Below are 23,209 nucleotides of genomic sequence, written 5' to 3' on the forward strand. Positions count from 1 at the left end.
GGTCAGTGGGTCAGCACGACCTTGAGGACGACGACGGCGGTCGCGGCGATCGCCAGGACAGCGGCGGCGAGCAGCGTCGACCCCGAGGGGCGCTGACCGCGTAGCCGGGTGATGACGAAGACCATCGACGCGATCCGGATGAGGATGGTGACCTCGGCGATCACCTGCGCGGTGAACGGTTCGAGCCACCCGACGTAGGCGGTGGCCAGCACCAGGATCGGCACGACCGCGGAACTGAGGACCGGCAGCGAGTCGCGGACCTCGGCGAGTCGTTCCCGCGTCGACAACTGTTCACCGGAGCGGACCGATTTGCCGACACTCTCCGCGAAGATGTGGGCGAGGAATGTCGAGATCGCGGTGCCGGCGACGATCGCGACGACGCGGGAATCGCTGCGCGCCACCGTGATCGGGATCAGTGCGGCGAGGATCAGGATGTTGCCGTACACGTAGGCGCTGATGCGGGCCGCCGCGTTCTCCCGGTCGAGGGGGACCCGTCGGCTCAGCAGCGGCCGGTGCAGCACAGAACGCAGATCCGATTCCATGCGGATCAGCGTGGCACAGTCAGCTCACCGGTGGCGCGTAGTGGATGGGATCGTCGCGGCGGCCCACCGGCGGCAGATTCCGGGCCGGAGTGTGCACGAGCGGGGCGTCGGCCGGGCTGCGTCCACCGACCCGGTCCAGACCGCCGCGGGCCCGCGGATGCTTGCGTCGTCGCGGCGGCACCAGATGGAACGCCGCGTTCACGAGTTGCCCGGTGCGGCGGTGCAGCCACGCGTCGAGCGGGCTCCACCGGTAGCCGAGCAGGTCCCGCACCGGCGGGTCGTACATGCCGACGGTGAGCCACACGAACCCCTTCGCGACCGGGATCCGGGCGAGCCGCCACACGGGCTCGGGCAGCCACGGTAGGAACGGCGGCCGCTCCAGACCGGTGAGGTCGAGGACGTCACGGGTGGCCTTGTTGTCCTCGAGAACGTCCCGGCACATGTGGTCCCAGTAGACCTGGAAGTCTTCCCACGTCGCCGGGACGGGCCGCATGCTCATCCCGTACAGCCGGTACCACTGGACGTGCTCGGTGAACAGTTGGCGCTTCTGTGCCTCGGTGAGGCCACCCATGAAGTTCTCGGCGGTGAGGATCGTGCCCATGAAGAATGTGGCGTGCGCCCAGTAGAACGTGTCCGGGTCGAGGGCGTGGTAGCGGCGGCCGCGAGCGTCGACGCCCTTGATGGTGCGGTGGTAGTCGCGGACCTCCTCGGCGGTGTGGTGGGCGCGCTCGCCGTCGAACACGACACCGCCGATCGGATACAGCGACCGCAGCAGCCGCTCCCACCGTTCCTCGAAGAACCGCGAATGCTGTTCGACGCCCGCCCCGAGTCCGGGATGCATGTTCTGCATCGACCCCGCCCACAGGCCCTGCAGCATGCCGCGCCAGTCACCGAAGTACCGCCACGTGAGCGAATCCGGGCCGAGGGGGGCGGGTGCCGGGGCGGCTGGGACATTCGAACGGGTCACGTGCTGCCGCCTTCCTGGAAGGAACTGCTCCTGTTGCCAGACTAGGAGTGACCGTGAGTCACGGTCAACGGACGGCGTTCCTGCGATCCGTCCTGCCCGTGGGCGCCGACAGGAACCCACGGAAAAAGCGGTTGAATCGGACATCGGTGGACGCTACGGGGTGGACGGCGCCCCGCGTCGTCCCGTCGCTCGAAATTCGATATCGAATCTCCGTTAGGCCGTACAGACCGGCCTCGACTTCACTAGTCTAGTGGATGTTCCGGACGGTCTTTGGCCTGGTCGGGGCCGTCTTCTTGCAAGGAGGGGAGCTCCCCGTGAAACTCCACAGAACTGCAGCCGTGTCCGTACTGGCGATCGCGGCGCTCGGCGTCGCCACCGGTACCGCCTCCGCGGACCCGGTTGCGCCACCCGCGACGATCCACTATCAAACCCAGATCGGCGCGAACGGCACGTCGCTCGACACCGTCTTCGATGCCGGCACGTTCCGGGTCGCGGGCGATGTCGTCGACGTCGTCGATCCGTCCGGTGCCACGGTCGGCACCATCCCGCTCACGTACCCGGTCGCCGGCACCACCGTGCCGTTGTCCGCGGCCGTCGACGGCAACCGTCTCACCCTCACCCCGGAGATCCCGGCGCAGAGTGTCTCGGCACTGCACAATGTGGACGCCCGGCAGGACGCCTACACCAACATGGTGCGCGAGATCGAGAAGGGCTGGAACAACGGCGGCCAGATGAACGCGCAGATCGGTGCGGGTGTCGGTGCGGTCGTCGGATGTGTGCTGTTCCTGTTCGTCGGGTGCATTCCCGGCGCCATGATCGGGGGCGCGATCGGCGCCTCCAACGGCATCAATGCCGCGAACCCGGCGGTGCAGCCCGCGATCTTCGATTTCATCGCGACGCTGTAACCGATGCCGTGCGGTCCCGCTCCGAGTCGGGGCGGAGCGGGCCCGTATCCGCGTCGGCGGTGTTAGCTTCTGCATATGACTTCGGGTGACACACATCTCCGTCGTGGGCTCGTGATCGGATGCGGCGGCACGCTCGGCGCCGCCTGGACCGTCGCCGCGCTGGTCGCGGTGCAGGATGCGCTCGGCTGGGATCCGCGGGACGCCGACGTGCTGGCCGGAACATCGGCCGGCGCGGAACTGGTCACGATGCTCGGTAGCGGGATCGGGGTCGACGAGATCCTCGCGATGCACCTCGGGCAGCCCACCCATCCGGCGCTCACCCGGCATCTCGCCGGTGCGCCCGGACGGTTCCCGCCGTTGCCGCGTCCCCGCCTCGGATCCCCGGGTCTGCTGCGCCGCGGCCTGCCCACGATCACCGGGCTCAGCGGTCTGCTGCCCGACGGCGGTGGCGACGCGCGCTGGCTGGACCGGCTGGCCCGCGCCCTGGCCGACGACTCCGGGTGGGTGACGCATCCCGAAACCTGGCTGGTCGCCATGGATTACGCATCCGGGACGAGGGTCGCGTTCGGTGCGACCGGGGCGCCGATCGCGACCCTGTCGCAGGCGTTGCGGGCGTCGTGGGCGATTCCCGGGTGGATGCCGCCTGTGGAGATCGACGGCCGACGCTACGTGGACGGCGGGACGGCGTCCACCGCGTCCGTCGACCTGTTGGTCGGGCGCGGGTTGGACGAGGTGATCGTGCTGGCACCCATGGCATCCCGTGGCCGTATCCCGGGCCGGGGTCCGGCGGCGGTCGAACGGCGGATGCTGCGGAACTGGATGAGCGCCGGCCTGGATGCCGAGGTCGCGGCGCTCGCGGCGTCGGGCACCCGGGTGATCCGGATCGACGCCACCGCCGCCGACCTGGCGGTGATGGGGCCGAACTTCATGGACGACCGCCGCCGGCTCGCGACGCTCGAGCATGCGCTGCGCAGCACCCGCACCGCGGTCGATCGTGCGGTCAGCTCCCGAACTCCACCCCCTGCGCCAACGGCAGGCGGTCCGAATAGTTGACGGTGTTCGTGGCGCGCCGCATGTACGCCTTCCAGGCGTCCGACCCGGATTCGCGGCCACCACCGGTGTATTTCTCGCCGCCGAACGCGCCCCCGATCTCGGCGCCGGACGTTCCGATGTTGACGTTCGCGATGCCGCAGTCGGAGCCGTCGGCGGCGAGGAACCGTTCCGCCTCCCGCTGGTCGGTGGTGAAGATCGACGACGAAAGCCCTTGCGGCACATCGTTGTGCAGGGCGATTGCCTCGTCGAACGCGTCGTACGCGAGCACGTACAGGATCGGTGCGAACGTCTCGGCCCGCACGATCGCCGTCTGCCCCGGCATCCGCACCAGGGCGGGCGTCGCATAGAACGATTCCCCGGAACCGACCCGCTCGCCGCCCGTCACGACGGTCCCGCCGTCCGCGCGGGCCGCATCGAGCGCCGCATGCATCGCGTGCAACGCCGACCCGGAGATCAACGGCCCCACCAGGACGTCGTCGTCGAACGGATCACCCACGCGCAGTTGCCGATACGCGGACGCGATCCGCTCGGTCACGTCGTCGACGATCGACCGGTGCACGAGCAGCCGGCGCAGCGTCGTGCACCGCTGGCCCGCCGTCCCCGCCGCCGCGAACACCACCGCCCGCACCACCAGATCCAGGTTCGCCGACGGCGCCACGACCGCGGCGTTGTTGCCGCCCAACTCGAGCAGGCACCGGCCGAACCGGGCCGCCACCCGCGGCGCCACCGCCCGCCCCATCGCCACCGACCCCGTCGCGCTCACCAACGCCACCCGCGGATCGTCGACCAGATGCTCCCCGGTGACCGTCCCCCCGAACAGCGCATGGTGCAGACCGTCCGGGGCGCCGGTGTCGGCGATCGCCCGGCGTAACAGCACATCACACGCCATCGCGGTCAACGGTGTCGTCTCGGACGGCTTCCACACCACCGGATCCCCGCACACCAGCGCGAGCGCCGTGTTCCACGCCCACACCGCGACCGGGAAGTTGAACGCCGAGATCACCGCCACCACCCCGAGCGGATGCCACGTCTCCGCCAGCCGGTGGCCGGGCCGCTCCGACGCCATCGTCCGCCCGTACAACTGCCGCGACAGGCCGACCGCGAACTCGCAGACGTCGATCATCTCCTGTACCTCGCCGAGCGCCTCGGAGCGGATCTTGCCGACCTCGAGGGTCACCAGATCCGCGAGATCCGCCTTGTGTTCGACGAGCAACTGCCCGAGTCGGCGCACCACCGCACCCCGGACCGGGGCCGGCGTCGTCCGCCACACCGCGAACGCGTCACATGCCCCGCCGACCGCCGCGTCCACGTCGGTGGACGTGCTCGGATGCAGGTAGGCGAGCACCGACCCGTCGATCGGGGTGCGGGCCGTGAGCGGTACCGGCCCGGCATCACCGGCGATGTCGGGAAGTGGTGCGCCGCACCGTGCCAGCGCGGACATCGCCCGCGCCGCGAAGGTGCCGGACCCCGGTTGCGTCATGATCGTCCCTCTCTCGACCGCTCCTGCTGGAGCCGGTACAGCTCGTACGGGTCGTGGACCTCGCGGCGGATCGCGCCTGCGAGGGTGCCGGCGTCGTACACGGCCCCGGCCACACCGTCGGCGACCGCACCGTCGGCCTCCAGATTCGACCGGAAGATCCCGGCCGCCGAGGCCGGCAGGAAATCCTCGTACACGATCGGCTCCCGGACCCCGCCGTGGTACGTGAAATAGGCCAGCCCGTCGCGTTCCAGAAGCTCCTCCGACGCCGGAAATCTGCTGTCCCACAATCCGTCCGTGTTCGACGGATCCGCCGCCGTCAACTCGTCGTAGAGGGCCCGACCGGCCGGGGTGAGCGCGATCCCGCGGGCCTCGACCTCCCCGAACCGCACCCGCAGTTCGCCGTCGACGACCGACCCGTCCGGCAGCGCGAACGTGCGCGGCTCGGCCAGCGCCCGGAACGACGTCTGACGCAACAGCACCGCCGGACCGGAGAGCCGCGGCGGCCCCTGGATGCGGTCGATCATCGTGATCCCACGCGCCGACATCCGCGCATACAACTCGTCGATGTCCAGGACCCGCGGCGTGAGGTGGTTGATGTGAGTACTCGACACCCCGCCGATGTCCGCGGCCACCGCCGACACCGCCTCGAGCTCCCGGTACCAGGCCAGGTCGACGGGCTCGTGGGACAGCTCGAACACCGCCGTCGCGAGCGAGACGAACCGGTGCGCGGCCGACTCGTCGAGGCCGCCGTCGTCCGCGGACCGGCGGGCCAGCGACAACAGCACGTCCGGGAACAGGCGGCGACGCGTCAGGAACGCCTCGAGCCGTCGGCCCAGATCGGCATCGAAGAAGCGGCGGTCGGCGGTGGTGAGCATCGAGGTGAACACCCGGAACGGATTGCGGGCCAGTTCGCCGGGGTCGATCGGCCGGAAAGCGGTGGAGACCACCGGAACCGGCGGGGTCGCCTCCCGCAGGTCGTAGAACCCCACCGGATACATTCCGAAACCGGCGAACAGTACGGCGACAGCGTGCATCTCGGCGGGGGTGCCGACCCGGATCGCGCCGTGCCGTTCCGTCGTCACCCGTTCTATGCTCCCGAGTCGCTGCGCCGAATCCGGATGCGCGGCAAGGAAGTCCGTATTGACGGCTTCGGTGACGTCGACGAGTGTCGTGTAGGCGGGCACCTCACGGCCGTACATGCGAGACAGCGCCGCAGCGAATCTCGACCGCAGTTCGTGGATTTCGGCCATCGCACCTCGATCGTACGAGCGTCGAACACCGGACGGGGGCGGTTGTGCCGACGTAACCTGGATACATGAGCACCGCGGTCCGCCCCGCGGCCGGTGACTCGGACCTGCCGGCCGGGCGAGTGCACGACGTCCTGAGCACCCACATGCTCACGGACGGATACGACCTCGTCCTCGACCTCGAGAACTCCCGCGGCGTCCACACCGTCGACCTGCGGGACGGCACAGGCTATCTCGACATGTTCGGGTTCTTCGCGTCGTCGGCGCTCGGCATGAACCATCCGGCGCTCGCCGACGACGACGAGTTCCGGGACGAACTCGCGGCGGCCGCGGTCAACAAGCCCAGCAACTCCGACATGTACACCGTCCCGATGGCGCGGTTCGTCGACACGTTCGCCCGTGTCCTCGGCGACCCGGCGCTGCCGCACCTGTTCTTCGTCGACGGCGGCGCGCTCGCGGTGGAGAACGCGCTCAAGGTGGCGTTCGACTGGAAGAGCCGCTTGAACGAGATCCGCGGGATCGATCCTGCGCGAGGCACCCGAGTGCTGCACCTGACCGAGGCGTTCCACGGCCGCAGCGGCTACACGCTGTCGCTCACCAACACCGACCCCGTCAAGATCGCCCGCTTCCCGAAGTTCGACTGGCCGCGGATCGACGCGCCCTATCTCGCCGACGGACGGGACGTCGTCGCCGCGGAGGAACACGCACTCACCCAGGCCCGGCGCGCGTTCGCGGCACACCCGCACGACATCGCGTGCTTCCTCGCCGAGCCGATCCAGGGGGAGGGCGGCGACCACCACTTCCGGCCCGAGTTCTTCGCGCGGATGCGTCAGGTGTGCCTCGAGCACGACGCGCTGCTGATCTTCGACGAGGTGCAGACCGGCTGCGGTCTCACCGGCACCGCATGGGCCTACCAACAGTTGGGCGTCACCCCGGACGTCGTCGCGTTCGGCAAGAAGGTCCAGGTGTGCGGGATCATGGCCGGCGGCCGCGTCGACGATGTCCCCGACAACGTGTTCACGGTGAGTTCACGGATCAACTCGACGTGGGGTGGCAACCTCACCGACATGGTGCGGGCCCGGCGGATCCTCGAGGTGATCGAGTCCGACCGGCTGATCGACCGGGCCCGGCGGTGCGGCGCACACCTGCTCGGCAGGCTCGGGAACCTGGCGGCGCGGCACCCGGCGGTCACCGAACCCCGCGGCCGCGGACTGATGTGCGCGATCACGCTGCCCACCGCGGAAATTCGGGACCGCACAGTGACTGTCCTCAGGGAACGCGAGCACGTGCTGATCCTGCCCACGGGGGTGCGCGGCATCCGGTTCCGGCCGCCGCTGACGGTCACGGTCGCCGAACTCGATGCCGCCGTCGACGCCCTCGACCGGTGCCTGCGCGATCCGGCCGTCACGGGCGAGCGGTAGGCGACGGCCTCCCACGGGTCAGACCGACCTTGCGGGTGATCCGGGCGGGCAGCCGGGACGCGACGGCGGTCGCTCCCGTGGTGCGCCGGGGGCGGGGGACGAGTTCACCGGCGCAGTTGGGGCAGCTGCCGAGTCCGGCGCGGCACGCCGCGTAGTAGGTGCACTCGTACGAGCAGATCCATGCCTCGCGGTCGCCGGGCAGGTGGGTCCGGCAGAGTTCGCAGCGGGTCTTCATCGTCAGCACGGTTCAGCCCACCTTGTAGTTGGCCAGCGCCTTCGCGACGGGGACGCCGGACGCGGTGACGATGTCGACCTCGCAGGCGGTCAGGGTGGTGCCGCGCCGCAGCGGGCGTCCCCGCCCGATCAGGTCCTCGGCCCGCGCCGGTTCGAGGAACTCGAGCGCCAGGGAGGTGGTCACGCCCCGCAGCTGCTCGGGCAGGGCGCGCCCGCACCATGCGGCGGCCATTGCGGTGATGTCGGCGAGGGCCGCGATGGCCCCGCCGTGGACCATGTCGTCGACCGTCGCGAGTTCGGGTCGCCACGGCAGTCGCAGGGTGGCCTCGTCGTCGGCCAGTTCCTCGACCGTCACGCCGAGTAGTTGCACGAACGGCGACTGCGGCACGAAGTGCTGCATCAGTTCGGTTCCGTTGCCGGCGAGCTGCCGGATCTGCTCTCTGTTCACATGCAGACTGAATCTCACATGCAGTATGTATGTCAAGGGTAGGATTTCGCGTCATGGCGACGTTGAGGCAGGAGCAGGCGCAGGCGACCCGGCACCGACTGGTCGACGTCGCGACGGACCTGTTCGCCCGAGACGGGTTCGCCGACGTCACGACGACCACCCTGTGTCAGGCCGCCGGTATGACCCGGGGTGCCCTCTACCACCACTTCGCCAACATGGGTGAGGTCATGGAGGCCGTCCTCGCCCGCACGGAAGGGGCGCTCGTCGACCGCGTCCACCGCGCACTCGGCACGGACGGCGATCCCCGCGACCGCCTCCTCGCGCTGGGGACGGCGTTCCTCGACGTGCTCACCGCGGACCCCACCGCCCGGCGCATCGTGTTCCTCGAGGCGCCCTCGGCTCTGGGATGGTCCCGGTGGCGGGCGATCGACCAGGGACGCTCCCTGGCGCTGATCGCGGATCTCCTCACCGCACTGGACGACCGCGGACAACTCGTCCCCGGCGTCGACCCGGACCTCGCCGCGCAGTTGCTGCTCGGCGCGATCAACGAGGCGGGCATGCGCGTCGCCGCGACCGACGGACGCGACCGCCGCGACGTCGCGACCCAACTCGAGCTCCTCACCCGCGGGCTCCTGCTCGATCCCCGGTAGGCCCCGGGTGGGTCCGAAGACCCCGATCCCCGGTGTTCCGGCCCACATCGGCGGTGCGCAGCCGTGAGATGTCCGACGGCCTCGTTACGATTGACACGGTCTATCGAGGAGGCAGACGAGTGCAGATCACCAGCGTCGGACACGCCGGATTCCACATCCAGACCGAGGCGGGGTCGATTCTCTGCGACCCGTGGGTCAATCCCGCGTACTTCGCGTCGTGGTTCCCGTTCCCGGACAACACCGGTCTCGACTGGGACGCCCTCGGCGACGTCGACTACCTGTACGTCTCGCACCTCCACAAGGACCATTTCGATCCGGAGACGCTCGCGAAGCACGTCAACAAGGACGCCACCGTCCTGTTGCCGGACTACCCGGTGCCGGACCTCGAGCGGGAACTCCGGGGGCTCGGCTTCACGAAGTTCTTCGAGACGCAGGACTCCGTGAAACATCGGATCAGCGGCGCCGGTATCGAGGTCGCTCCGCAGGCTCCGCTCCAGCCGGGCGAGCTCGACGTCATGATCATCGCCCTGCGCGCCCCCGCCGACGGCCCGATCGGCGACTCCGGCCTGGTCGTCTCCGACGGCGAGACCGTGTGCTTCAACATGAACGACGCCCGCCCCGTCGACATGGATCCGCTGCTCGACGCGTTCGGCCACGTCGACATCCACCTGCTGCAGTACTCGGGCGCCATCTGGTACCCGATGGTGTACGACATCCCGGCCGGCACCAAGCGCAACTTCGGCAAGCAGAAGCGTCAGCGCGGCATGGACCGCTGCCGCAGCTACATCGAGCAGGTCGGCGCCACCTGGGTGGTGCCGTCCGCGGGCCCGCCGGTGTTCCTCGACCCCGCGCTGCGCGACCTGAACGACGACCACGGCGACGAGGGCAACATCTTCCCCGACCAGATCGTGTTCCTCGAGCAGATGCGCCTGCACGGCAACGACGGCGGCCTGCTGATGATTCCCGGCTCGACCGTCGACGTCCACGGGGAGAAGGCCACCCTGTCGCATCCGATCCCGGACGCCGACGTCGATGCGATCTTCACCGACAAGGCCGCCTACATCGAGGACATGGCCCGCCGGTTGGCGCCGGTCATCGAGGCGGAGAAGGCCACGTGGGCGCCCGCCGACGGCGAGCCGCTGCTCGGGCCACTGCGGGCCAAGTTCGAGCCGATCATGGCGCAGTCCGACCTGATCTGCGACGGCATCGGCTACCCCGTCGGCCTCGTCATGGGAGACGAGACCGTCGTCCTCGATTTCCCGAACCGCACCGTGCGCGAGCCGCAGGACGGCGACGGCAAGTACCGGTACGGCTTCCGCATCGCCCCGGAACTGGTGCGCACCGTGCTGCGCGACGACGAACCGGACTGGGTCAACACGATCTTCCTGTCCACCCGGTTCGAGGCGTGGCGGGTCGGCGGTTACAACGAGTTCCTGTACACGTTCTTCAAGTGCCTCACCGACGAGCGCATCGCGTACGCCGACGGCTGGTTCGCCGAGGCCCACGACGACAGCGCGTCCATCGAGGTGGGCGGCTACGAGATCGCGCGCCGCTGCCCGCACCTCAAGGCCGACCTGTCCAAGTTCGGTGTCGTCGAGGGCAGCAACCTGACCTGCAACCTGCACGGCTGGCAGTGGGATCTCGAGACCGGACGCTGCAAGACGTCGAAGGGTCACGAGTTGCGGACGAAGAAATTGGGCTAGTTTGACCGCATGACGACGACACCGGAGACGCCGGGTACGAGCATTGTGATCGACTCCGTCCCGAACCTGCGGGACATCGGCGGCTACCGCACCCGCGACGGCGGGGCGGTGGCCGCCGGCCGGTTCTACCGGTCGACGGACCTGAGCCGGGTCACCGTCGACGACGCACCGCGGATCGCGGACCTCGGTCTGGTCACGGTGTTCGACCTGCGCACGCACGCCGAACGGGTGGCCGCCCCGGACCGGTTGCCGGCGTCGGCACGGGAGGTGGCGCTCGACGTACTCGCCGACCGCGCCACCAAGGCCGTGCCGGCGCAGATGAAGGCGTTCCTGGAAGATCCGTCGATCGCGGTGTCGATGATGGGGGAACGTCCGGCACACGGCTACATGCTGGACAACTACCGCGACTTCGTGACCATGCCGAGCGCGGTCGCGTCGTACCGGACGATGTTCACCGATCTCGCGGACGCCGGCACCCTGCCGGCGCTCGTGCACTGCACCACCGGCAAGGACCGCACCGGGTGGGCGACGGCGTCACTGCTGCTGCTCCTCGGGGTGGACGAGGACGATGTCTTCCACGACTACCTGCTCACCAACGAGTTGCTGCTGCCGACGTTCGCGAGCGCGTTCGACAAGTTCGGTGCGGCCGGCGGCGATCCGGAGGTCCTGAAGGACATCCTCGGGGTGCGGGCCGAGTACCTGCATGCGGCGCTGACGCGGATGCGGGAGACGTTCGGCACGATCGAGGGCTACTTCGCCGACGGCCTCGGCCTCGACGCGGCACGGCAGCAGCAGATCCGCGCCCACCTGCTCGACGGCTGACGCCTACCCGGTGATCCGCAGTGGCCGCGCGAACACCCGCGCGGCCACCAACCCGAGCCCGATACCGACGGCGTCGGCGACCGCATCCCAGATCGAGCAGCTGCGCTGAATCGGCAGCGCCCCCTGCAGCACCTCCGACAGGCCCGCGAACACCAGCAGCCAGCCGGCGGTCCACGCCACCGAGATGCCGGCGTAGCGGGACGTGATCGCGAGCGCCGCGAACATCAGCGCGTGGGTGACCTTGTCGCTGTTCTCCGGGCCGCTCGGCACGGTGGAACCGGGGGAGAACAGCATCACGAGCACGATCACCGTGGCGATCGCGAGTGGCACGTAGCGTCGGCCGGTGTCGATTCGGATCGGTGCCATCAGCAGCCGCCGCGACCCTTCTTCCCGAGCAGCATGACGGTCAGTGGGATCAGGAGGAAGAACACCCAGCTGTTGGCGATCGGCACGAGGAAGAACAGGGCGAGTGCCACGAGCGGCACCACCGTGATCGCGGTGCCCCGCCACGACGCCCCGCCGTGCCGGGTGTCGATGTCGGTGTCGGTGTCGGACACCGCGGGCGGGGGCGGGGTGAGCGCCGGCAGGTCGGCGAACACCGTGTCGAGCTGACCGCGCGTCACGGCCGCCGCGATCTGCCCGCTGCGTTCGTCGAATTCGGTGACCGTGAGCCGCCCGTCCCCGAAATGACGGGTCAGGGTGTCGAGTGCCTGTTCGCGTTCGGTGGTGCTGATGCGCATGTCGGGAAGGTCGGCCATACGGTCGAGATTACCGTCCGGAAAGCACTGTGCGCCCCGCGGAAACGCGGGGCGCACAGTGTGGATCGGGTTATCCCTGGAGGGAGATCACTTCAGTTCGGCGAGAACCGTGCCCTGGGTGATGGCGGCGCCGGCCTCGACCGACAGACCCGTGACGACACCGGCCTTGTGGGCGGTGACCGGGTTCTCCATCTTCATGGCCTCGAGGACAGCGATCAGATCGCCCTCGGCGACCTCCTGGCCCTCTTCGACGGCAACCTTGACGACGGTGCCCTGCATCGGGGCGGTCACGGCGTCACCGGACGCGGCACCGGCACCGGCGCCACCGCGCTTACGGGCCTTCGGCTTCTTACGGACGACACCGGCGGCGCCACCCGAGTTGCCGACCGAGAACGAACCGGGCAGCGACACCTCGACGCGACGGCCACCGACCTCGACGACGACCGACTGACGGGGCAGGTTCTCGTCGTCGTCCGCGGCGGCACCCGACGGGGTGAACGGCTCGATGGTGTTGTCCCACTCGGTCTCGATCCACTTGGTGTAGACCTCGAAGCCCTCGCCGTCGCCGATGAACGCGGGGTTCTCGACGATGTGGCGGTGGAACGGGATGACCGTGGCGAGGCCGTCGACCTCGAACTCGGCGAGCGCGCGGGCGGCACGCTGCAGCGCCTGCTCGCGGGTCTCACCGGTGACGATCAGCTTGGCGAGCATCGAGTCGAACTGGCCGCCGATGACGTCGCCGGCGACGACACCCGAGTCGACGCGGACGCCGGGGCCCGTCGGCTCCTTGTAGACGGTGATGGGGCCGGGGGCAGGCATGAAGCCACGGCCGGCGTCCTCGCCGTTGATGCGGAACTCGAAGGAGTGGCCGCGCGGGGTCGGATCCTCCTTGATGGACAGTTCCTCACCGTTGGCGATGAGGAACTGCTGGCGCACCAGGTCGATGCCGGCGGTCTCCTCGGTGACCGGGTGCTCGACCTGCAGGCGGGTGTTGACCTCGAGGAACGAGACCGTGTCGCCCTGGACCAGGTACTCGACGGTGCCGGCACCGTAGTAGCCGGCTTCCTTGCAGATGGCCTTCGCGGACGCGTGGATGCGGGCACGCTGATCGTCGGTCAGGAACGGCGCGGGGGCCTCCTCGACGAGCTTCTGGAAGCGGCGCTGCAGCGAGCAGTCGCGGGTGCCGGCGACGACGACGTTGCCGTGCATGTCGGCGATGACCTGGGCCTCGACGTGGCGGGCCTTGTCCAGGTACTGCTCGACGAAGCACTCGCCGCGACCGAAGGCGGCGATGGCCTCACGGGTGGCCGACTCGAACAGCTCGGGGATCTCCTCGATGGTCTGCGCGACCTTCATGCCGCGTCCGCCGCCACCGAAGGCCGCCTTGATCGCGACCGGGACGCCGTACTCCTTCGCGAACGCGACGACCTCGTCGGCGTTCTTGACCGGATCCTTGGTGCCGGCCGCCATCGGGGCCTGGGCACGCTCGGCGATGTGGCGGGCGGTGACCTTGTCACCGAGGTCGCGGATGGACTGCGGCGAGGGGCCGATCCAGATCAGGCCCGCGTCGAGGACGGCCTGCGCGAAGTCGGCGTTCTCGGACAGGAAGCCGTAGCCGGGGTGGATCGCGTCGGCGCCGGACTTCTTCGCGGCGTCGAGGATCTTGTCGAAGACCAGGTAGGACTCGGCTGACGTCTGGCCACCGAGGGCGAACGCCTCGTCAGCGAGCTTCACGAACTGCGCGTCCGCGTCGGGCTCGGCGTAGACGGCGACGCTACCGTAGCCGGCGTCCTTCGCGGCTCGGATGACCCGCACAGCGATTTCGCCGCGGTTGGCGACGAGCACCTTCGTGATCTGCGCGCTGGCTGGAGTGGGCACTGAGCCTCCTGTGTTTCGCATGGTCGGGCACTGCGGCTTGCCCGGGGGCATCACCGGCAGGTGTCGGTTGGCATCTTCTTCGGAGTGTAAGCACCGCTCCGAGGGACGATGAAACCGGATAGCGGTTACACATTAGGTGCTCGACCGGAGGCCACAACCCTACTGACCAGTAGAGGTTTCCGCTGCGAGAGTCGCCGTCAACGCCTGCCGGACGCGGCCCAGGAAGCGGGTCACGTTCTCGGTGGCGATCGGTGTTCCGGGGAAACGGGCCGAGACGTTCACCCCGTGCGGTGTCCGGTTCACCCAGAAGTAGACGTCGTGGGTGTAGTGCCGACTGCGCAGTGCCCGCGCCTGGATCTCCGGCCATTCCTGCGCCATCGGCACGAACCGCACGTCCATGAACGACACCACGAAATGCGGCCGGATCGGCACGCCGAGCACCTCCTCGACGCGAGCGAACGGAATCTTCGCGGCCGGCCTCGTCGCCGAGATCGCTTCGGCCGCACGGGCGGTGGCCGACACGAATTCGGGGGCGCCGGCGATGTCGAACTCGATGGGGGCCAGGCCGACGAACCAGCCCAGCGACGTCGCCCACCGCTGATCGTGCCGGGTGTGGACGGGGGTCACCGTGCGCAGCAGGGTGCTGCCGGTCAGGTCGAGGTTCGCCTCCGCGAGACACGCGAGGATCCCGGCGAAGAAGTTCTGCCCCGCCCGGTGGCACAGCGTGTTGAACGCCGCAGCCTGCGCCGCGTCGAACACCCACTCCGACACCGCCCGCTGCGCGACCCGCTCGACGGGACGCGGACCCAGATCCAGCGGGAACTCCGCCAACTGCCCCTTGCTCCGCACCAGCGCGCCGCGCCACACCTCGACGGCGGGATGCCGGTGGTCGACGCCCGTCGCCGCGGCTCGCTCCGCGGCGCCGAAGTCGATGTAGCTGCCCGCCGGGACCAGCAGCGCCGGCGGGCCGGCGGTGGCCTCGGTGTACAGCGCGGTGATCTCGTTGGCCACCAGCACCACCGAGAACCCGTCGATGAGCGAGTGGTCGGCGGCGAAGAACACCGTGCATCCGCCGTCGGGATCGGAGTGTTCGAGCGTCACGAACAGGTACGCCGGCCACCGGTGCGGGGACGTCAACTCGTCGAACAGGTCACGGACCCGCTCGTAGACGGTGTCCTCGTCGAACTCGAACTCGTGCCGGACCTCGTCGAGGTCGATGCCGCCCGGGGCGACCGTGCGCCGGCGGATCGTGCCGTCGGCCTCGAGTTCGGCGTGACTGCGCAGCGGCTCGTGCCGGTCGATCCACTCGCGCACCGCGGTACGGAACGCGTCGTGGTCGAGTGGACCCTCCATCCGGAAGGCCGCACCCAGCCACGATTCGCGGCCGTCGTCGTGGGTGCCGTCCGCGGTGCGCCGCAGATGGGCCTCGTGGATGTACGACGCCGGGCGCGCGTCGTCGACCCAGGGCGAGGTGGCCTCGGGTAACCACTCGGTGAGCATGCCGGGAGAGATCGCGTAGTCCGCGAGCTCGGTGAATTCCATCGTGGAGAATCCATCTCTTGTCCCGCCGCGGTGGCGGCGGTGAACAGTATCGGCAGTGAACGATGTCACAGTGAAGTTGTCGGGGAGGATCGCTCGCCCGGTGGGGTGGTACGGCGGAAATTCCGGTCAGGAACGCAGATGCCGCTTGATGCGCGCGAGCATCGCGCTCATGCCGCGCAGGCGCAGCGGGCTGACGGCGTCCGCCAGCCCGAGCGCCGAGTAGAAGTCGTCGGGAACCGCGAGAATCGTTGCGGCGCTGTGCCCGTCGAGGCCCTGATGGAGAATCGATGCGAACCCGCGGGTGGTGGGCGCCTCGGGTGGGGCGCTGAAATGCAGCCGCACCCGATCCCGGTCACGGTCGTCGACGGACAGGAACAGCGGCGACTGGCATTCGGGGACCGGCTCCATCGCGCCCTGCTCGAGCTCCGCCGGCAGCGGCGCCAGCTCGCGGCTGAACTCGAGCAGCAACTGCAGCTTGTCCTGACCGTCGACGGCGGCGAAGTCGTCGACGATCTCGGCGAGGCTCTCCGGCAGGCTCACGACACCGATTCCGTTGCGGCACCGGGCAGGCTGCCGGGCTGCTCACCCTTGACGATCGGCACCCGCACCACGTTGCCCCACTCGGTCCACGAACCGTCGTAGTTGCGCACGTTCGGGAAACCGAGCAGATGGGTGAGCACGAACCAGGTGTGGCTCGACCGCTCCCCGATCCGGCAGTAGGCGACCACATCGGATTCCGGCGACAGATGCCCGTAGATCTCGTCGAGCTCGGCCCGTCCCCGGAACCGGCCGTCGGGGGCCGCGGCACGCGCCCACGGGATCGACTCCGCGGTCGGGATGTGCCCGCCGCGCAGCGCACCCTCCTCCGGGTAGTCCGGCATGTGGGTGCGTTCGCCGGTGTATTCCTGCGGTGACCGGACGTCCACGAGCGGACCCCGGCCCAGGTGTGCGAGCACGTCGTCCTTGAACGCGCGGATCTCGCTGTCGTCCCGCGCCACCACCGGGTAGCCGGTCTCGGCCGGTTCGGGGACGTCGAACGTGGTCTCCCGGTTCTCCGACAGCCACGCGTCGCGGCCGCCGTCGAGCAGGCGGACGTCCTCGTGCCCGAACAGTGTGAACACCCACAGCGCGTACGCCGCCCACCAGTTGGACTTGTCGCCGTAGATGACCACGGTGTCGGTGCGTTCGATGCCCTTGCGGCTCATCAGGTCGGCGAACGCCGCACCGTCGATGTAGTCGCGGGTGACCGGATCGTTGAGGTCGAGATGCCAGTCGATCTTCACCGCGCCGGGGATGTGGCCGATGTCGTAGAGCAGCACGTCCTCGTCCGACTCCACCACCTTCACGCCGGGTGAGCCCAGATGGACGGACAGCCACTCGGTCGAGACGAGACGCTCCGGGTGGGCATACGCGGAGAAGGCGGGATGGGGGTCGGGTGCGACGGGCACGAATGGGCTCCTGAGGCGGGGGTGTGTGGCGGAGGGTGGTCCACCCACGATTCTATGCGGTCGATCGCTCGGTGGAACGAACGGAACCGAAGCACCTTACCGGCCGGTAGTGGTGGCGGTACCATCGGGTCCCGTGACCGTGCCCCTGAGCGTGCCCACCACCGGCCGCCGCGACCTGACCGGACGTGCCGACATCGACCGGCTCGTGGCGGCGTTCTACGAGCGCGCCCTGACCGACCCGGTCCTGGAGTCCGCGTTCGAGATCCTCGCGATCGTCGGACTCGACGAGCACCTGCCCGTCGTCGGCGACTTCTGGGAGCAGATCCTGTTCCGCACCGTCCGCTACCAGGGCGCGTTCGCGGCGGTGCACGACGCGCTGCACCGGCAGCACGATCTGGCGGGGGAGAAACTGGCGCGGTGGCTGAACCTGTGGTGCGCGACGGTCGACGAGATGTTCACCGGACCGGACGCCGACCGTGCCAAGACGAAGGCGGCCGCGATGGTGGCTGCTATGGAACGCAGTTGGAGCGGCAGTTGGAGCGGCAGTCGGAGCCGCGGCTAACGCGGGACCGGGTTGGTGGCCCACAACTCGGCCACGGATACCCCGACCTCACCGAGCAGACGCCGCACCAGCGGCAACCCGATCCCGATGACACTCGACGGGTCGCCCTCGAGTCGTTCGACGAACCAGCCGCCGAGACTGTCGAGAGTGAAGGCGCCGGCCACCTTCAACGGTTCCCCCGACGCGAGGTACGCCTCGAGATCCTCGTCGGACGGGGAACCGAAATGGACGACGGTGCCGCTGCAGTCGGATGCGTCGGCGACGACCGTGCCGGACTCGAGCCGCAGCACACTGTGTCCGGTGAGCAGGGTGGCGCTGCGGCCGGCCATGGACTGCCAGCGCTTCCGCGCGACCTCGACGGTGTGCGGTTTGCCCTGCAACTGCCCGTCGATGTGCAGCATCGAATCGCAGCCGATCACGACGGCGTCGGTGAGACCGTCGGCGATCAGCGCGGGAATCACGTCGCGGGCCTTGGCCTCGGCGAGCGTGGTGACGACCGTCTCGGGGGCCGCGGACGGGCCCAGACGGTCGATGACGGCGTCCTCGTCGACGCCGGAGACACGGACGGTGGGCTCGACCCCGGCGCCCCGCAGCACGGTCAACCGTGCCGGGGACGCCGAGGCGAGAACCAGTCGAGTCACTCGGACGACCGTTCGATCAGAACGGTCGCGCCGCGACCGGGGCGTTGAACGAGTACGGCGAGAACGGCGCGTACCCGCGGTGCATCCGGGTGGGTGCACCCCACGTCTCGGGCGGCAGGCCGTCGCCGGCCGGTGCCGCCGCAGCCGAGGCGGTCGCCAGCACCGTCACCAGGACCGCGACCTCCTCGTCCGTCGGATTGCCCTTGACGATGCTGAACGCGGGGGCCGCCGACGGTGTGGCGGCAGGTTCGAGTTCGGCGACGGCGTCGGCCAACGCGGCTCCTTCGAGCGTCGACGCCTCGAGCAGCGCGGCGTCGGTGAGCACATCTTCGCGAGTGGTGGCTGTCACAGCGGAATGTTCCCATGCTTCTTGGGCGGAAGCGAGACCATCTTGCGCTCGAGCAGACGCAGCGCGGAGACGATCTGTCCGCGGGTGTGCGACGGCGGGATCACGGCATCGACGTAGCCGCGCTCGGCTGCAACGTACGGGTTCACCAGGGTGTCCTCGTACTCCTGCTGCAGCTCCAGGCGCAGTGCGTCGACGTTCTCGCCGTTCGCCTCGGCCGCCTTGATTTCCTTGCGGTAGACGAAGCCGACAGCACCGGATGCGCCCATGACGGCGATCTGCGCGGTCGGCCACGCCAGGTTGACGTCAGCGCCCATGTGCTTCGAGCCCATGACGTCGTAAGCGCCACCGTACGCCTTGCGGGTGATGACGGTGATCTTGCCGACCGTGGCCTCGCCGTACGCGTACAGCAGCTTGGCGCCGCGGCGGATGATGCCGTTGTACTCCTGGTCGGTGCCGGGCAGGAAGCCCGGGACGTCGACGAGGGTGACGATCGGGACGTTGAACGCGTCGCAGGTGCGGACGAAACGTGCCGCCTTCTCGGAGGCGTCGATGTCGAGGCAGCCGGCGAACTGCATCGGCTGGTTCGCGACGATGCCGACGCTGCGGCCGTCGATGCGACCGAAGCCGACGATGACGTTGGCGGCGCGGCCGGCCTGCACCTCGAGGAACTCGCCGTCGTCGATGAGGCGGCGGATGACCTCGTGCATGTCGTACGGCTGGTTCGCCGAGTCCGGGATGATCGTGTCGAGATCGCGGTCCTCGTCGGTGAGCGAGTCCTCGATCGAGCCGACGATCGGATCCGACGGCAGCATGCGCGGAGCCGCGGCCTGGTTGTTGCTCGGCAGGTAGGACAGCAGGTCCTTGACGTAGTCGAGGGCGTCCTGCTCGTCGGAGGCGACGTAGTGCGCGACACCCGACTTGGCCATGTGGGTCCGGGCGCCGCCCAGATCCTCCATGGTGACGTCCTCACCCGTGACGGTCTTGATGACGTCGGGTCCGGTGACGAACATCTGGCTGGCCTCGTCGACCATGACGACGAAGTCGGTGAGCGCGGGGGAGTAGACGTGGCCGCCGGCGGCCGGGCCCATGATCAGAGAGATCTGCGGGATGACACCCGAGGCCTGGATGTTGCGGTGGAAGATCTCGCCGTACAGGCCGAGCGAGACGACGCCCTCCTGGATGCGGGCGCCGGCACCCTCGTTGATGCCGATCAGCGGGCGGCCGGTCTTGAGCGCCAGGTCCATGACCTTGACGATCTTCTCGCCGTAGATCTCGCCGAGGCTGCCGCCGAACACGGTGGCGTCCTGCGAGAACACGCAGACGTCGCGGCCGTCGATGGTGCCGTAGCCGGTGACGACGCCGTCGCCGACGGGACGGTTGTCGGCCAGGCCGAAGTTGGTGCTCCGGTGCCGGGCCAGGGCGTCGAGCTCGACGAACGAGCCCTCGTCGAGGAGTGCCTCGATGCGCTCGCGGGCCGTCAGCTTGCCCTTGGCGTGGACCTTCTCGATGGCCTTCTCGCCCATCGGCTGCATTGCCTGCGCCTGGCGGTTACGCAGGTCAGCGAGCTTTCCCGCCGTGGTGTGGATATCCGGGGTATTCGCCGCCACTGCCGCGGCCGGCTCCTGAACACTGGTCATGGTTCTGGAGCATAACCAGGGCCGACGGGCAGCTTTCGAGTGAGGTCGCTTCGAGTTGAATTGTTCAACCTAAGCTACTGACGAGTCACTTTTCAATCGCACCATACGCTGGACGGATGTGGACCGACCTGAACCGACCCCCGCTCGATGTCGACGTGTTGCGACGCGCCCTGGTGTGCGGCGCGGGCGGTGATCCGGACGCCTTCTGGTCGTGTGTCGACGTCGTCGCCGAGACCGGGTCCACCAACGCCGATCTGCTCGCCCGGCCGAAGACTCCGGACTACCCGCGCAGCGTCCTGATCGCCGAATACCAGACGAACGGGCGCGGCCGGCACGCGCGACCGTGGGTGAGTCCGCCGCGTGCCCTGCTCACGGTGTCCGCGGTGCTGGACCTGCCGGGCCTGGATCTGTCGGACATCGGTTGGCTACCGCTGCTGGTGGGGGTCGCCGTCGTCGACACGCTGCGCGACGTCGCGGGTGTGGATGCGGAACTCAAGTGGCCCAACGATGTTCACATCGACGGACGCAAGCTCGCCGGGATCCTCGTGGAGGTGGCGGCGACGACCCCGGTCCCGACCGTCGTCGTCGGTGTCGGGTTGAACGTGACCCTGACGGAGGACGAACGCCCGGTCCCGACGGCGACGTCGCTGCTGCTCGAGGGCGCCGAGGTGACGGACCGGTCGGTGCTGGCGCGGGCGCTGCTGCGGGCGCTCGCCGCACGGTGGCGGGAATGGCAGTCCGCAGGCTGGAAGGTCGACGGTCTCGCGTCGGACTACCGGGAGCGGTGCGGCACACTCGGCCGGAAGGTGCGCGCGGAGCTGCCGGGCGATCGGGAACTGGTGGGGATCGCGACCGACATCGATCACGAAGGGCGCGTGGTCATCACACCGACGGGTGAGTCACCGGTCGCGGTGTCGGCCGGTGACATCACCCATCTGCGTGCCGTGTAGCGGTATCGAAATACCTACGCGCGCTCGGAATCCCAGGTGGACACCGCCCAGATCACGACGATGTCGAGCGCGATGATCAGGATCGACCACAGCGGGTACCAGGGGATCCACAGGAAGTTCGCGATGATCGACAGTGCCGCGATCACGATGGCGCACACCCGCGCCCACGTCGCCCCGGTGAGCAGGCCGAGGCCGATGAGGATGCCGAGGATGCCGACGATCAGGTGGATCCAGCCCCACGTGCCGAGGTCGAACTGGTAGACGTACTGCGGTCCGACGACGAACACGTCGTCGTTCGCGATCGCGGAGATGCCCTGGAAGATCTGCAGGATTCCCACGGTCATGAGGAGAATCGCGGCGGCGATCGACGCACCCGCCGCGAAACCCTGCTTGGTGCCGCCGGAACTGTGCGTGGGTGGTGTGCTGGTCGTCATCGCGGATCCTTTCGGTCGATCCTGGCCGTCACGGTGGCACGGTGGCGCCTTCCGAGGTCAGTGTTCGCCGTGATGTCATCCGTGACTTCATCCGCGACGGGTGAAACGCCGCAAGCGTTTTCATCCGTCGGTGGAGTCGTCCGACTGTTACGGTTTCGCTGATTCGACACAGTGTGCGACGAGGGGAGCCGTGATGAATGCGCAACACGAAGCGCCGATCCAGGCCGGTGGCGTCTGGGTGGCCGACGCCGACGGAGATCTCGAGGCCGCGGGCCGATTCCTGACGGGCCTGACCGTCGTGTTCGGTCTGCTCACCCTCGGACTCGGCATCGCGATGCTGGTATGGCCGAATGCGACACTGCTCGTCGCCGCCGTGATCATCGCGATCCAGGTGTTCGCGTTCGGTATCGTCCAGATCGTCCGGTCGTTCGCGGAGGTCAACGCGCCCACCGCATCCCGCACCCTCACCGGACTGTCCGGTGCGCTGGCGGTCCTGCTGGGCTTCCTGGTCCTGCGCAGCCCGCTGCAGACCCTCATCGTCATCACGCTCGTGATCGGCGCCTGGTGGGTGTTCCGCGGTGTGCTCGACATCGTCGCGGGTGCCACCGAGGTGCCGGGTAACCGGGCCGTGAGCATCGTGCTCGGTGTGATCAGCGTCGTCGCCGGCGCGATCGTGCTGCTGCAGCCGACCATGTCGCTCGGCGTGTTCGTCGTCGTGGTCGCCGTCTGGATGATCCTCTACGGCGTCATCGTCGTCGCCGCACCGTTCGTCGCGCGTCGCGCACTGTCCTGACCGGTTTCGGTCGTCACTCCACCAGGTCGGCGTAGAGGTAGATGTTGTCCTCGTAGTCGCCGACACCGTTGTCGTACGTCAACTCGCCGCCGCATGTGACGACGGCCAGACGTCGCGGACCGGTGGGGCCGTCGAGGACGCTTTCCTCGACACCGTCGGCCTTGGCCCGCTCGACCACCCGGCTCACCCGCCACGCTGTGGGTGAGCCGGTGTCGTCGGAGGTGTAGATGAAGTCGCCGGGCTGCATGAGCGCCAGATTGAACAGGGCGCCGTTGCCCTGGCCGATCATGTTGACGTGCCCGGCCAGCAGGGTGGTGCCCTCGCCGGCGTCGAGGGTGGCACCGTCGAGCCAGATGCCGACGGTCGACACGTCGTTCGGTGGGGTGAGGACACCGCCGGGGACGGTCGACACCCCGATCGGGGCGGTCACCCCGACCCGGCCCAGCACCAGCGAACGCGGGGCCAGTTCTCCGATGTCGGGGAGCGGCGCGGTCGGCGTCGCCGCATCGGACACACTCGGCGGGTTCGGATCGACCGTGTTCTGCGGCTGCGGTTCACGCAGCAACAGCATGCCGCCGGCCGCGAGGACGACGAGCGCGACCAGTCCGATCGTCAACGTCCAGAACAGGTTCGGCCGACGCCGGTGCTTGCCACGTGTGCCCATGTCGTTTCCCTCGAGTGCGCCTAGCGCAATGCCCGGCCCGGTGATGGATACACCGGGCCGGGCATTGCACTGAAGGTGTTC

At 69.1% G+C, this 23,209-nt stretch carries 26 protein-coding genes; 9 read left to right on the forward strand and 17 right to left on the reverse strand.

The window, feature by feature from the left end:
- Nucleotides 1–2 precede the first annotated feature (2 nt).
- Nucleotides 3–542: a hypothetical protein gene (locus E0497_RS09925; protein WP_137724636.1), complete on the reverse strand. Its 540-nt coding sequence runs from the start codon at nt 540–542 to the stop codon at nt 3–5.
- 19 nt (nt 543–561) lie between these two features.
- Nucleotides 562–1,509: an oxygenase MpaB family protein gene (locus E0497_RS09930; RefSeq protein ID WP_241665820.1), complete on the reverse strand. Its 948-nt coding sequence runs from the start codon at nt 1,507–1,509 to the stop codon at nt 562–564.
- A gap of 314 nt (nt 1,510–1,823) precedes the next feature.
- Between E0497_RS09930 and E0497_RS09935 the strand changes: the two genes are divergently transcribed.
- On the forward strand, nt 1,824–2,414 hold the full coding sequence (locus E0497_RS09935) for a DUF8020 domain-containing protein (RefSeq protein ID WP_241665821.1): 591 nt from the start codon (nt 1,824–1,826) through the stop codon (nt 2,412–2,414).
- A gap of 75 nt (nt 2,415–2,489) precedes the next feature.
- Entirely contained in the window at nt 2,490–3,467 is a 978-nt protein-coding gene (locus E0497_RS09940; RefSeq protein ID WP_137724638.1) for a patatin-like phospholipase family protein, read from the forward strand.
- Here E0497_RS09940 and amaB read toward each other — a convergent pair.
- Together amaB and hglS are read right to left on the reverse strand one after the other, a co-directional pair.
- Nucleotides 3,415–4,947, reverse strand: a complete 1,533-nt coding sequence (gene amaB / locus E0497_RS09945; protein WP_137724639.1) for an L-piperidine-6-carboxylate dehydrogenase — start codon at nt 4,945–4,947, stop codon at nt 3,415–3,417. The genes E0497_RS09940 and amaB overlap by 53 nt on opposite strands.
- Nucleotides 4,944–6,197: a 2-oxoadipate dioxygenase/decarboxylase gene (gene hglS, locus E0497_RS09950; protein WP_137724640.1), complete on the reverse strand. Its 1,254-nt coding sequence runs from the start codon at nt 6,195–6,197 to the stop codon at nt 4,944–4,946. Before hglS ends, amaB begins: the two co-directional genes overlap by 4 nt.
- A 65-nt stretch (nt 6,198–6,262) precedes the next feature.
- Between hglS and lat the strand changes: the two genes are divergently transcribed.
- On the forward strand, nt 6,263–7,615 hold the full coding sequence (lat, locus tag E0497_RS09955; protein WP_137724641.1) for an L-lysine 6-transaminase: 1,353 nt from the start codon (nt 6,263–6,265) through the stop codon (nt 7,613–7,615).
- On the opposite strand, the gene E0497_RS20970 is transcribed toward lat, so the two are convergent.
- Both E0497_RS20970 and E0497_RS09965 read right to left on the reverse strand, forming a co-directional pair.
- On the reverse strand, nt 7,599–7,850 hold the full coding sequence (locus E0497_RS20970) for a DUF1272 domain-containing protein (protein ID WP_137724731.1): 252 nt from the start codon (nt 7,848–7,850) through the stop codon (nt 7,599–7,601). The genes lat and E0497_RS20970 overlap by 17 nt on opposite strands.
- A 12-nt stretch (nt 7,851–7,862) precedes the next feature.
- Nucleotides 7,863–8,315: a PaaI family thioesterase gene (locus E0497_RS09965; protein WP_137724642.1), complete on the reverse strand. Its 453-nt coding sequence runs from the start codon at nt 8,313–8,315 to the stop codon at nt 7,863–7,865.
- Between the two features lie 35 nt (nt 8,316–8,350).
- Here E0497_RS09965 and E0497_RS09970 point away from each other — a divergent pair, with 35 nt between their 5' ends.
- The 3 genes from E0497_RS09970 (at nt 8,351) to E0497_RS09980 (ending at nt 11,472) form a co-directional block, all read left to right on the forward strand.
- A complete protein-coding gene (locus E0497_RS09970; RefSeq protein ID WP_137724643.1) occupies nt 8,351–8,947 on the forward strand; it encodes a TetR/AcrR family transcriptional regulator in 597 nt (198 codons plus the stop codon).
- Between the two features lie 119 nt (nt 8,948–9,066).
- The gene (locus E0497_RS09975; RefSeq protein WP_137724644.1) at nt 9,067–10,650 is read left to right on the forward strand and encodes a Rieske 2Fe-2S domain-containing protein; all 1,584 of its coding nucleotides are present in this window, start codon (nt 9,067–9,069) and stop codon (nt 10,648–10,650) included.
- 9 nt (nt 10,651–10,659) lie between these two features.
- Complete coding sequence (locus E0497_RS09980) at nt 10,660–11,472, forward strand: tyrosine-protein phosphatase (protein ID WP_137724645.1); 813 nt, start codon at nt 10,660–10,662, stop codon at nt 11,470–11,472.
- A gap of 3 nt (nt 11,473–11,475) precedes the next feature.
- On the opposite strand, the gene E0497_RS09985 is transcribed toward E0497_RS09980, so the two are convergent.
- From E0497_RS09985 to E0497_RS10010, 6 genes are all read right to left on the reverse strand, one after another.
- Complete coding sequence (locus E0497_RS09985) at nt 11,476–11,838, reverse strand: VanZ family protein (RefSeq protein WP_137724646.1); 363 nt, start codon at nt 11,836–11,838, stop codon at nt 11,476–11,478.
- Entirely contained in the window at nt 11,838–12,230 is a 393-nt protein-coding gene (locus tag E0497_RS09990) for a DUF1707 SHOCT-like domain-containing protein (protein ID WP_137724647.1), read from the reverse strand. Before E0497_RS09990 ends, E0497_RS09985 begins: the two co-directional genes overlap by 1 nt.
- Before the next feature lie 87 nt (nt 12,231–12,317).
- Entirely contained in the window at nt 12,318–14,108 is a 1,791-nt protein-coding gene (locus tag E0497_RS09995; RefSeq protein ID WP_137724648.1) for an acetyl/propionyl/methylcrotonyl-CoA carboxylase subunit alpha, read from the reverse strand.
- Between the two features lie 159 nt (nt 14,109–14,267).
- Complete coding sequence (locus tag E0497_RS10000) at nt 14,268–15,650, reverse strand: condensation domain-containing protein (protein ID WP_137724649.1); 1,383 nt, start codon at nt 15,648–15,650, stop codon at nt 14,268–14,270.
- A 126-nt stretch (nt 15,651–15,776) separates the two neighbouring features.
- Complete coding sequence (locus E0497_RS10005) at nt 15,777–16,190, reverse strand: SufE family protein (protein ID WP_137724650.1); 414 nt, start codon at nt 16,188–16,190, stop codon at nt 15,777–15,779.
- Nucleotides 16,187–17,098 (reverse strand): sulfurtransferase, encoded by a 912-nt coding sequence (locus E0497_RS10010; protein ID WP_137724651.1) that lies wholly within the window; start codon nt 17,096–17,098, stop codon nt 16,187–16,189. Before E0497_RS10010 ends, E0497_RS10005 begins: the two co-directional genes overlap by 4 nt.
- 133 nt (nt 17,099–17,231) lie before the next feature.
- Between E0497_RS10010 and E0497_RS10015 the strand changes: the two genes are divergently transcribed.
- Nucleotides 17,232–17,660 carry a group III truncated hemoglobin gene (locus E0497_RS10015; protein ID WP_241665822.1) on the forward strand — a complete coding sequence of 143 codons (429 nt, stop codon included), beginning with the start codon at nt 17,232–17,234 and terminating at the stop codon, nt 17,658–17,660.
- Here the strand turns inward: E0497_RS10015 and E0497_RS10020 are convergent.
- Genes E0497_RS10020 through E0497_RS10030 form a run of 3 tightly spaced genes read right to left on the reverse strand, consistent with a single transcriptional unit; the run spans nt 17,657 to nt 20,287 of the window.
- On the reverse strand, nt 17,657–18,301 hold the full coding sequence (locus E0497_RS10020; RefSeq protein ID WP_137724652.1) for a Maf family protein: 645 nt from the start codon (nt 18,299–18,301) through the stop codon (nt 17,657–17,659). The two genes, E0497_RS10015 and E0497_RS10020, sit on opposite strands and share 4 nt — an antisense overlap.
- A gap of 16 nt (nt 18,302–18,317) precedes the next feature.
- Nucleotides 18,318–18,650, reverse strand: coding sequence for an acyl-CoA carboxylase subunit epsilon (locus E0497_RS10025; protein WP_137724653.1), 333 nt, complete (start codon nt 18,648–18,650; stop codon nt 18,318–18,320).
- Complete coding sequence (locus E0497_RS10030; protein ID WP_137724654.1) at nt 18,647–20,287, reverse strand: acyl-CoA carboxylase subunit beta; 1,641 nt, start codon at nt 20,285–20,287, stop codon at nt 18,647–18,649. Before E0497_RS10030 ends, E0497_RS10025 begins: the two co-directional genes overlap by 4 nt.
- A gap of 116 nt (nt 20,288–20,403) precedes the next feature.
- Here E0497_RS10030 and E0497_RS10035 point away from each other — a divergent pair, with 116 nt between their 5' ends.
- The gene (locus E0497_RS10035) at nt 20,404–21,237 is read left to right on the forward strand and encodes a biotin--[acetyl-CoA-carboxylase] ligase (RefSeq protein ID WP_137724655.1); all 834 of its coding nucleotides are present in this window, start codon (nt 20,404–20,406) and stop codon (nt 21,235–21,237) included.
- A gap of 14 nt (nt 21,238–21,251) precedes the next feature.
- Here E0497_RS10035 and E0497_RS10040 read toward each other — a convergent pair whose 3' ends face one another.
- Nucleotides 21,252–21,671, reverse strand: a complete 420-nt coding sequence (locus tag E0497_RS10040; protein ID WP_137724656.1) for a DUF7144 family membrane protein — start codon at nt 21,669–21,671, stop codon at nt 21,252–21,254.
- A gap of 193 nt (nt 21,672–21,864) precedes the next feature.
- Between E0497_RS10040 and E0497_RS10045 the strand changes: the two genes are divergently transcribed.
- On the forward strand, nt 21,865–22,464 hold the full coding sequence (locus E0497_RS10045) for an HdeD family acid-resistance protein (RefSeq protein WP_137724657.1): 600 nt from the start codon (nt 21,865–21,867) through the stop codon (nt 22,462–22,464).
- A gap of 13 nt (nt 22,465–22,477) precedes the next feature.
- On the opposite strand, the gene E0497_RS10050 is transcribed toward E0497_RS10045, so the two are convergent.
- Nucleotides 22,478–23,128 (reverse strand): class F sortase, encoded by a 651-nt coding sequence (locus E0497_RS10050; protein ID WP_137724658.1) that lies wholly within the window; start codon nt 23,126–23,128, stop codon nt 22,478–22,480.
- Between the last annotated feature and the right edge of the window lie 81 nt (nt 23,129–23,209).

It is taken from the genome of Prescottella subtropica (genome assembly GCF_005434945.1).
Lineage (GTDB): Bacteria > Actinomycetota > Actinomycetes > Mycobacteriales > Mycobacteriaceae > Prescottella > Prescottella subtropica.

Excerpts from the sequence above, each read along its gene's own strand:
- hglS (WP_137724640.1), bottom strand. The coding sequence starts at position 6,197 with ATGGCCGAAATCCACGAACTGCGGTCGAGATTCGCTGCGGCGCTGTCT.
- E0497_RS10035 (WP_137724655.1), top strand. The coding sequence starts at position 20,404 with ATGTGGACCGACCTGAACCGACCCCCGCTCGATGTCGACGTGTTGCGA.
- E0497_RS10045 (WP_137724657.1), top strand. The coding sequence starts at position 21,865 with ATGAATGCGCAACACGAAGCGCCGATCCAGGCCGGTGGCGTCTGGGTG.
- E0497_RS10030 (WP_137724654.1), bottom strand. The coding sequence starts at position 20,287 with ATGACCAGTGTTCAGGAGCCGGCCGCGGCAGTGGCGGCGAATACCCCG.
- E0497_RS10050 (WP_137724658.1), bottom strand. The coding sequence starts at position 23,128 with ATGGGCACACGTGGCAAGCACCGGCGTCGGCCGAACCTGTTCTGGACG.
- E0497_RS09985 (WP_137724646.1), bottom strand. The coding sequence starts at position 11,838 with ATGGCACCGATCCGAATCGACACCGGCCGACGCTACGTGCCACTCGCG.
- E0497_RS09990 (WP_137724647.1), bottom strand. The coding sequence starts at position 12,230 with ATGGCCGACCTTCCCGACATGCGCATCAGCACCACCGAACGCGAACAG.
- E0497_RS09925 (WP_137724636.1), bottom strand. The coding sequence starts at position 542 with ATGGAATCGGATCTGCGTTCTGTGCTGCACCGGCCGCTGCTGAGCCGA.
- E0497_RS09980 (WP_137724645.1), top strand. The coding sequence starts at position 10,660 with ATGACGACGACACCGGAGACGCCGGGTACGAGCATTGTGATCGACTCC.
- E0497_RS09970 (WP_137724643.1), top strand. The coding sequence starts at position 8,351 with ATGGCGACGTTGAGGCAGGAGCAGGCGCAGGCGACCCGGCACCGACTG.
- E0497_RS10040 (WP_137724656.1), bottom strand. The coding sequence starts at position 21,671 with ATGACGACCAGCACACCACCCACGCACAGTTCCGGCGGCACCAAGCAG.
- E0497_RS09940 (WP_137724638.1), top strand. The coding sequence starts at position 2,490 with ATGACTTCGGGTGACACACATCTCCGTCGTGGGCTCGTGATCGGATGC.
- E0497_RS20970 (WP_137724731.1), bottom strand. The coding sequence starts at position 7,850 with ATGAAGACCCGCTGCGAACTCTGCCGGACCCACCTGCCCGGCGACCGC.
- E0497_RS10000 (WP_137724649.1), bottom strand. The coding sequence starts at position 15,650 with ATGGAATTCACCGAGCTCGCGGACTACGCGATCTCTCCCGGCATGCTC.
- lat (WP_137724641.1), top strand. The coding sequence starts at position 6,263 with ATGAGCACCGCGGTCCGCCCCGCGGCCGGTGACTCGGACCTGCCGGCC.
- amaB (WP_137724639.1), bottom strand. The coding sequence starts at position 4,947 with ATGACGCAACCGGGGTCCGGCACCTTCGCGGCGCGGGCGATGTCCGCG.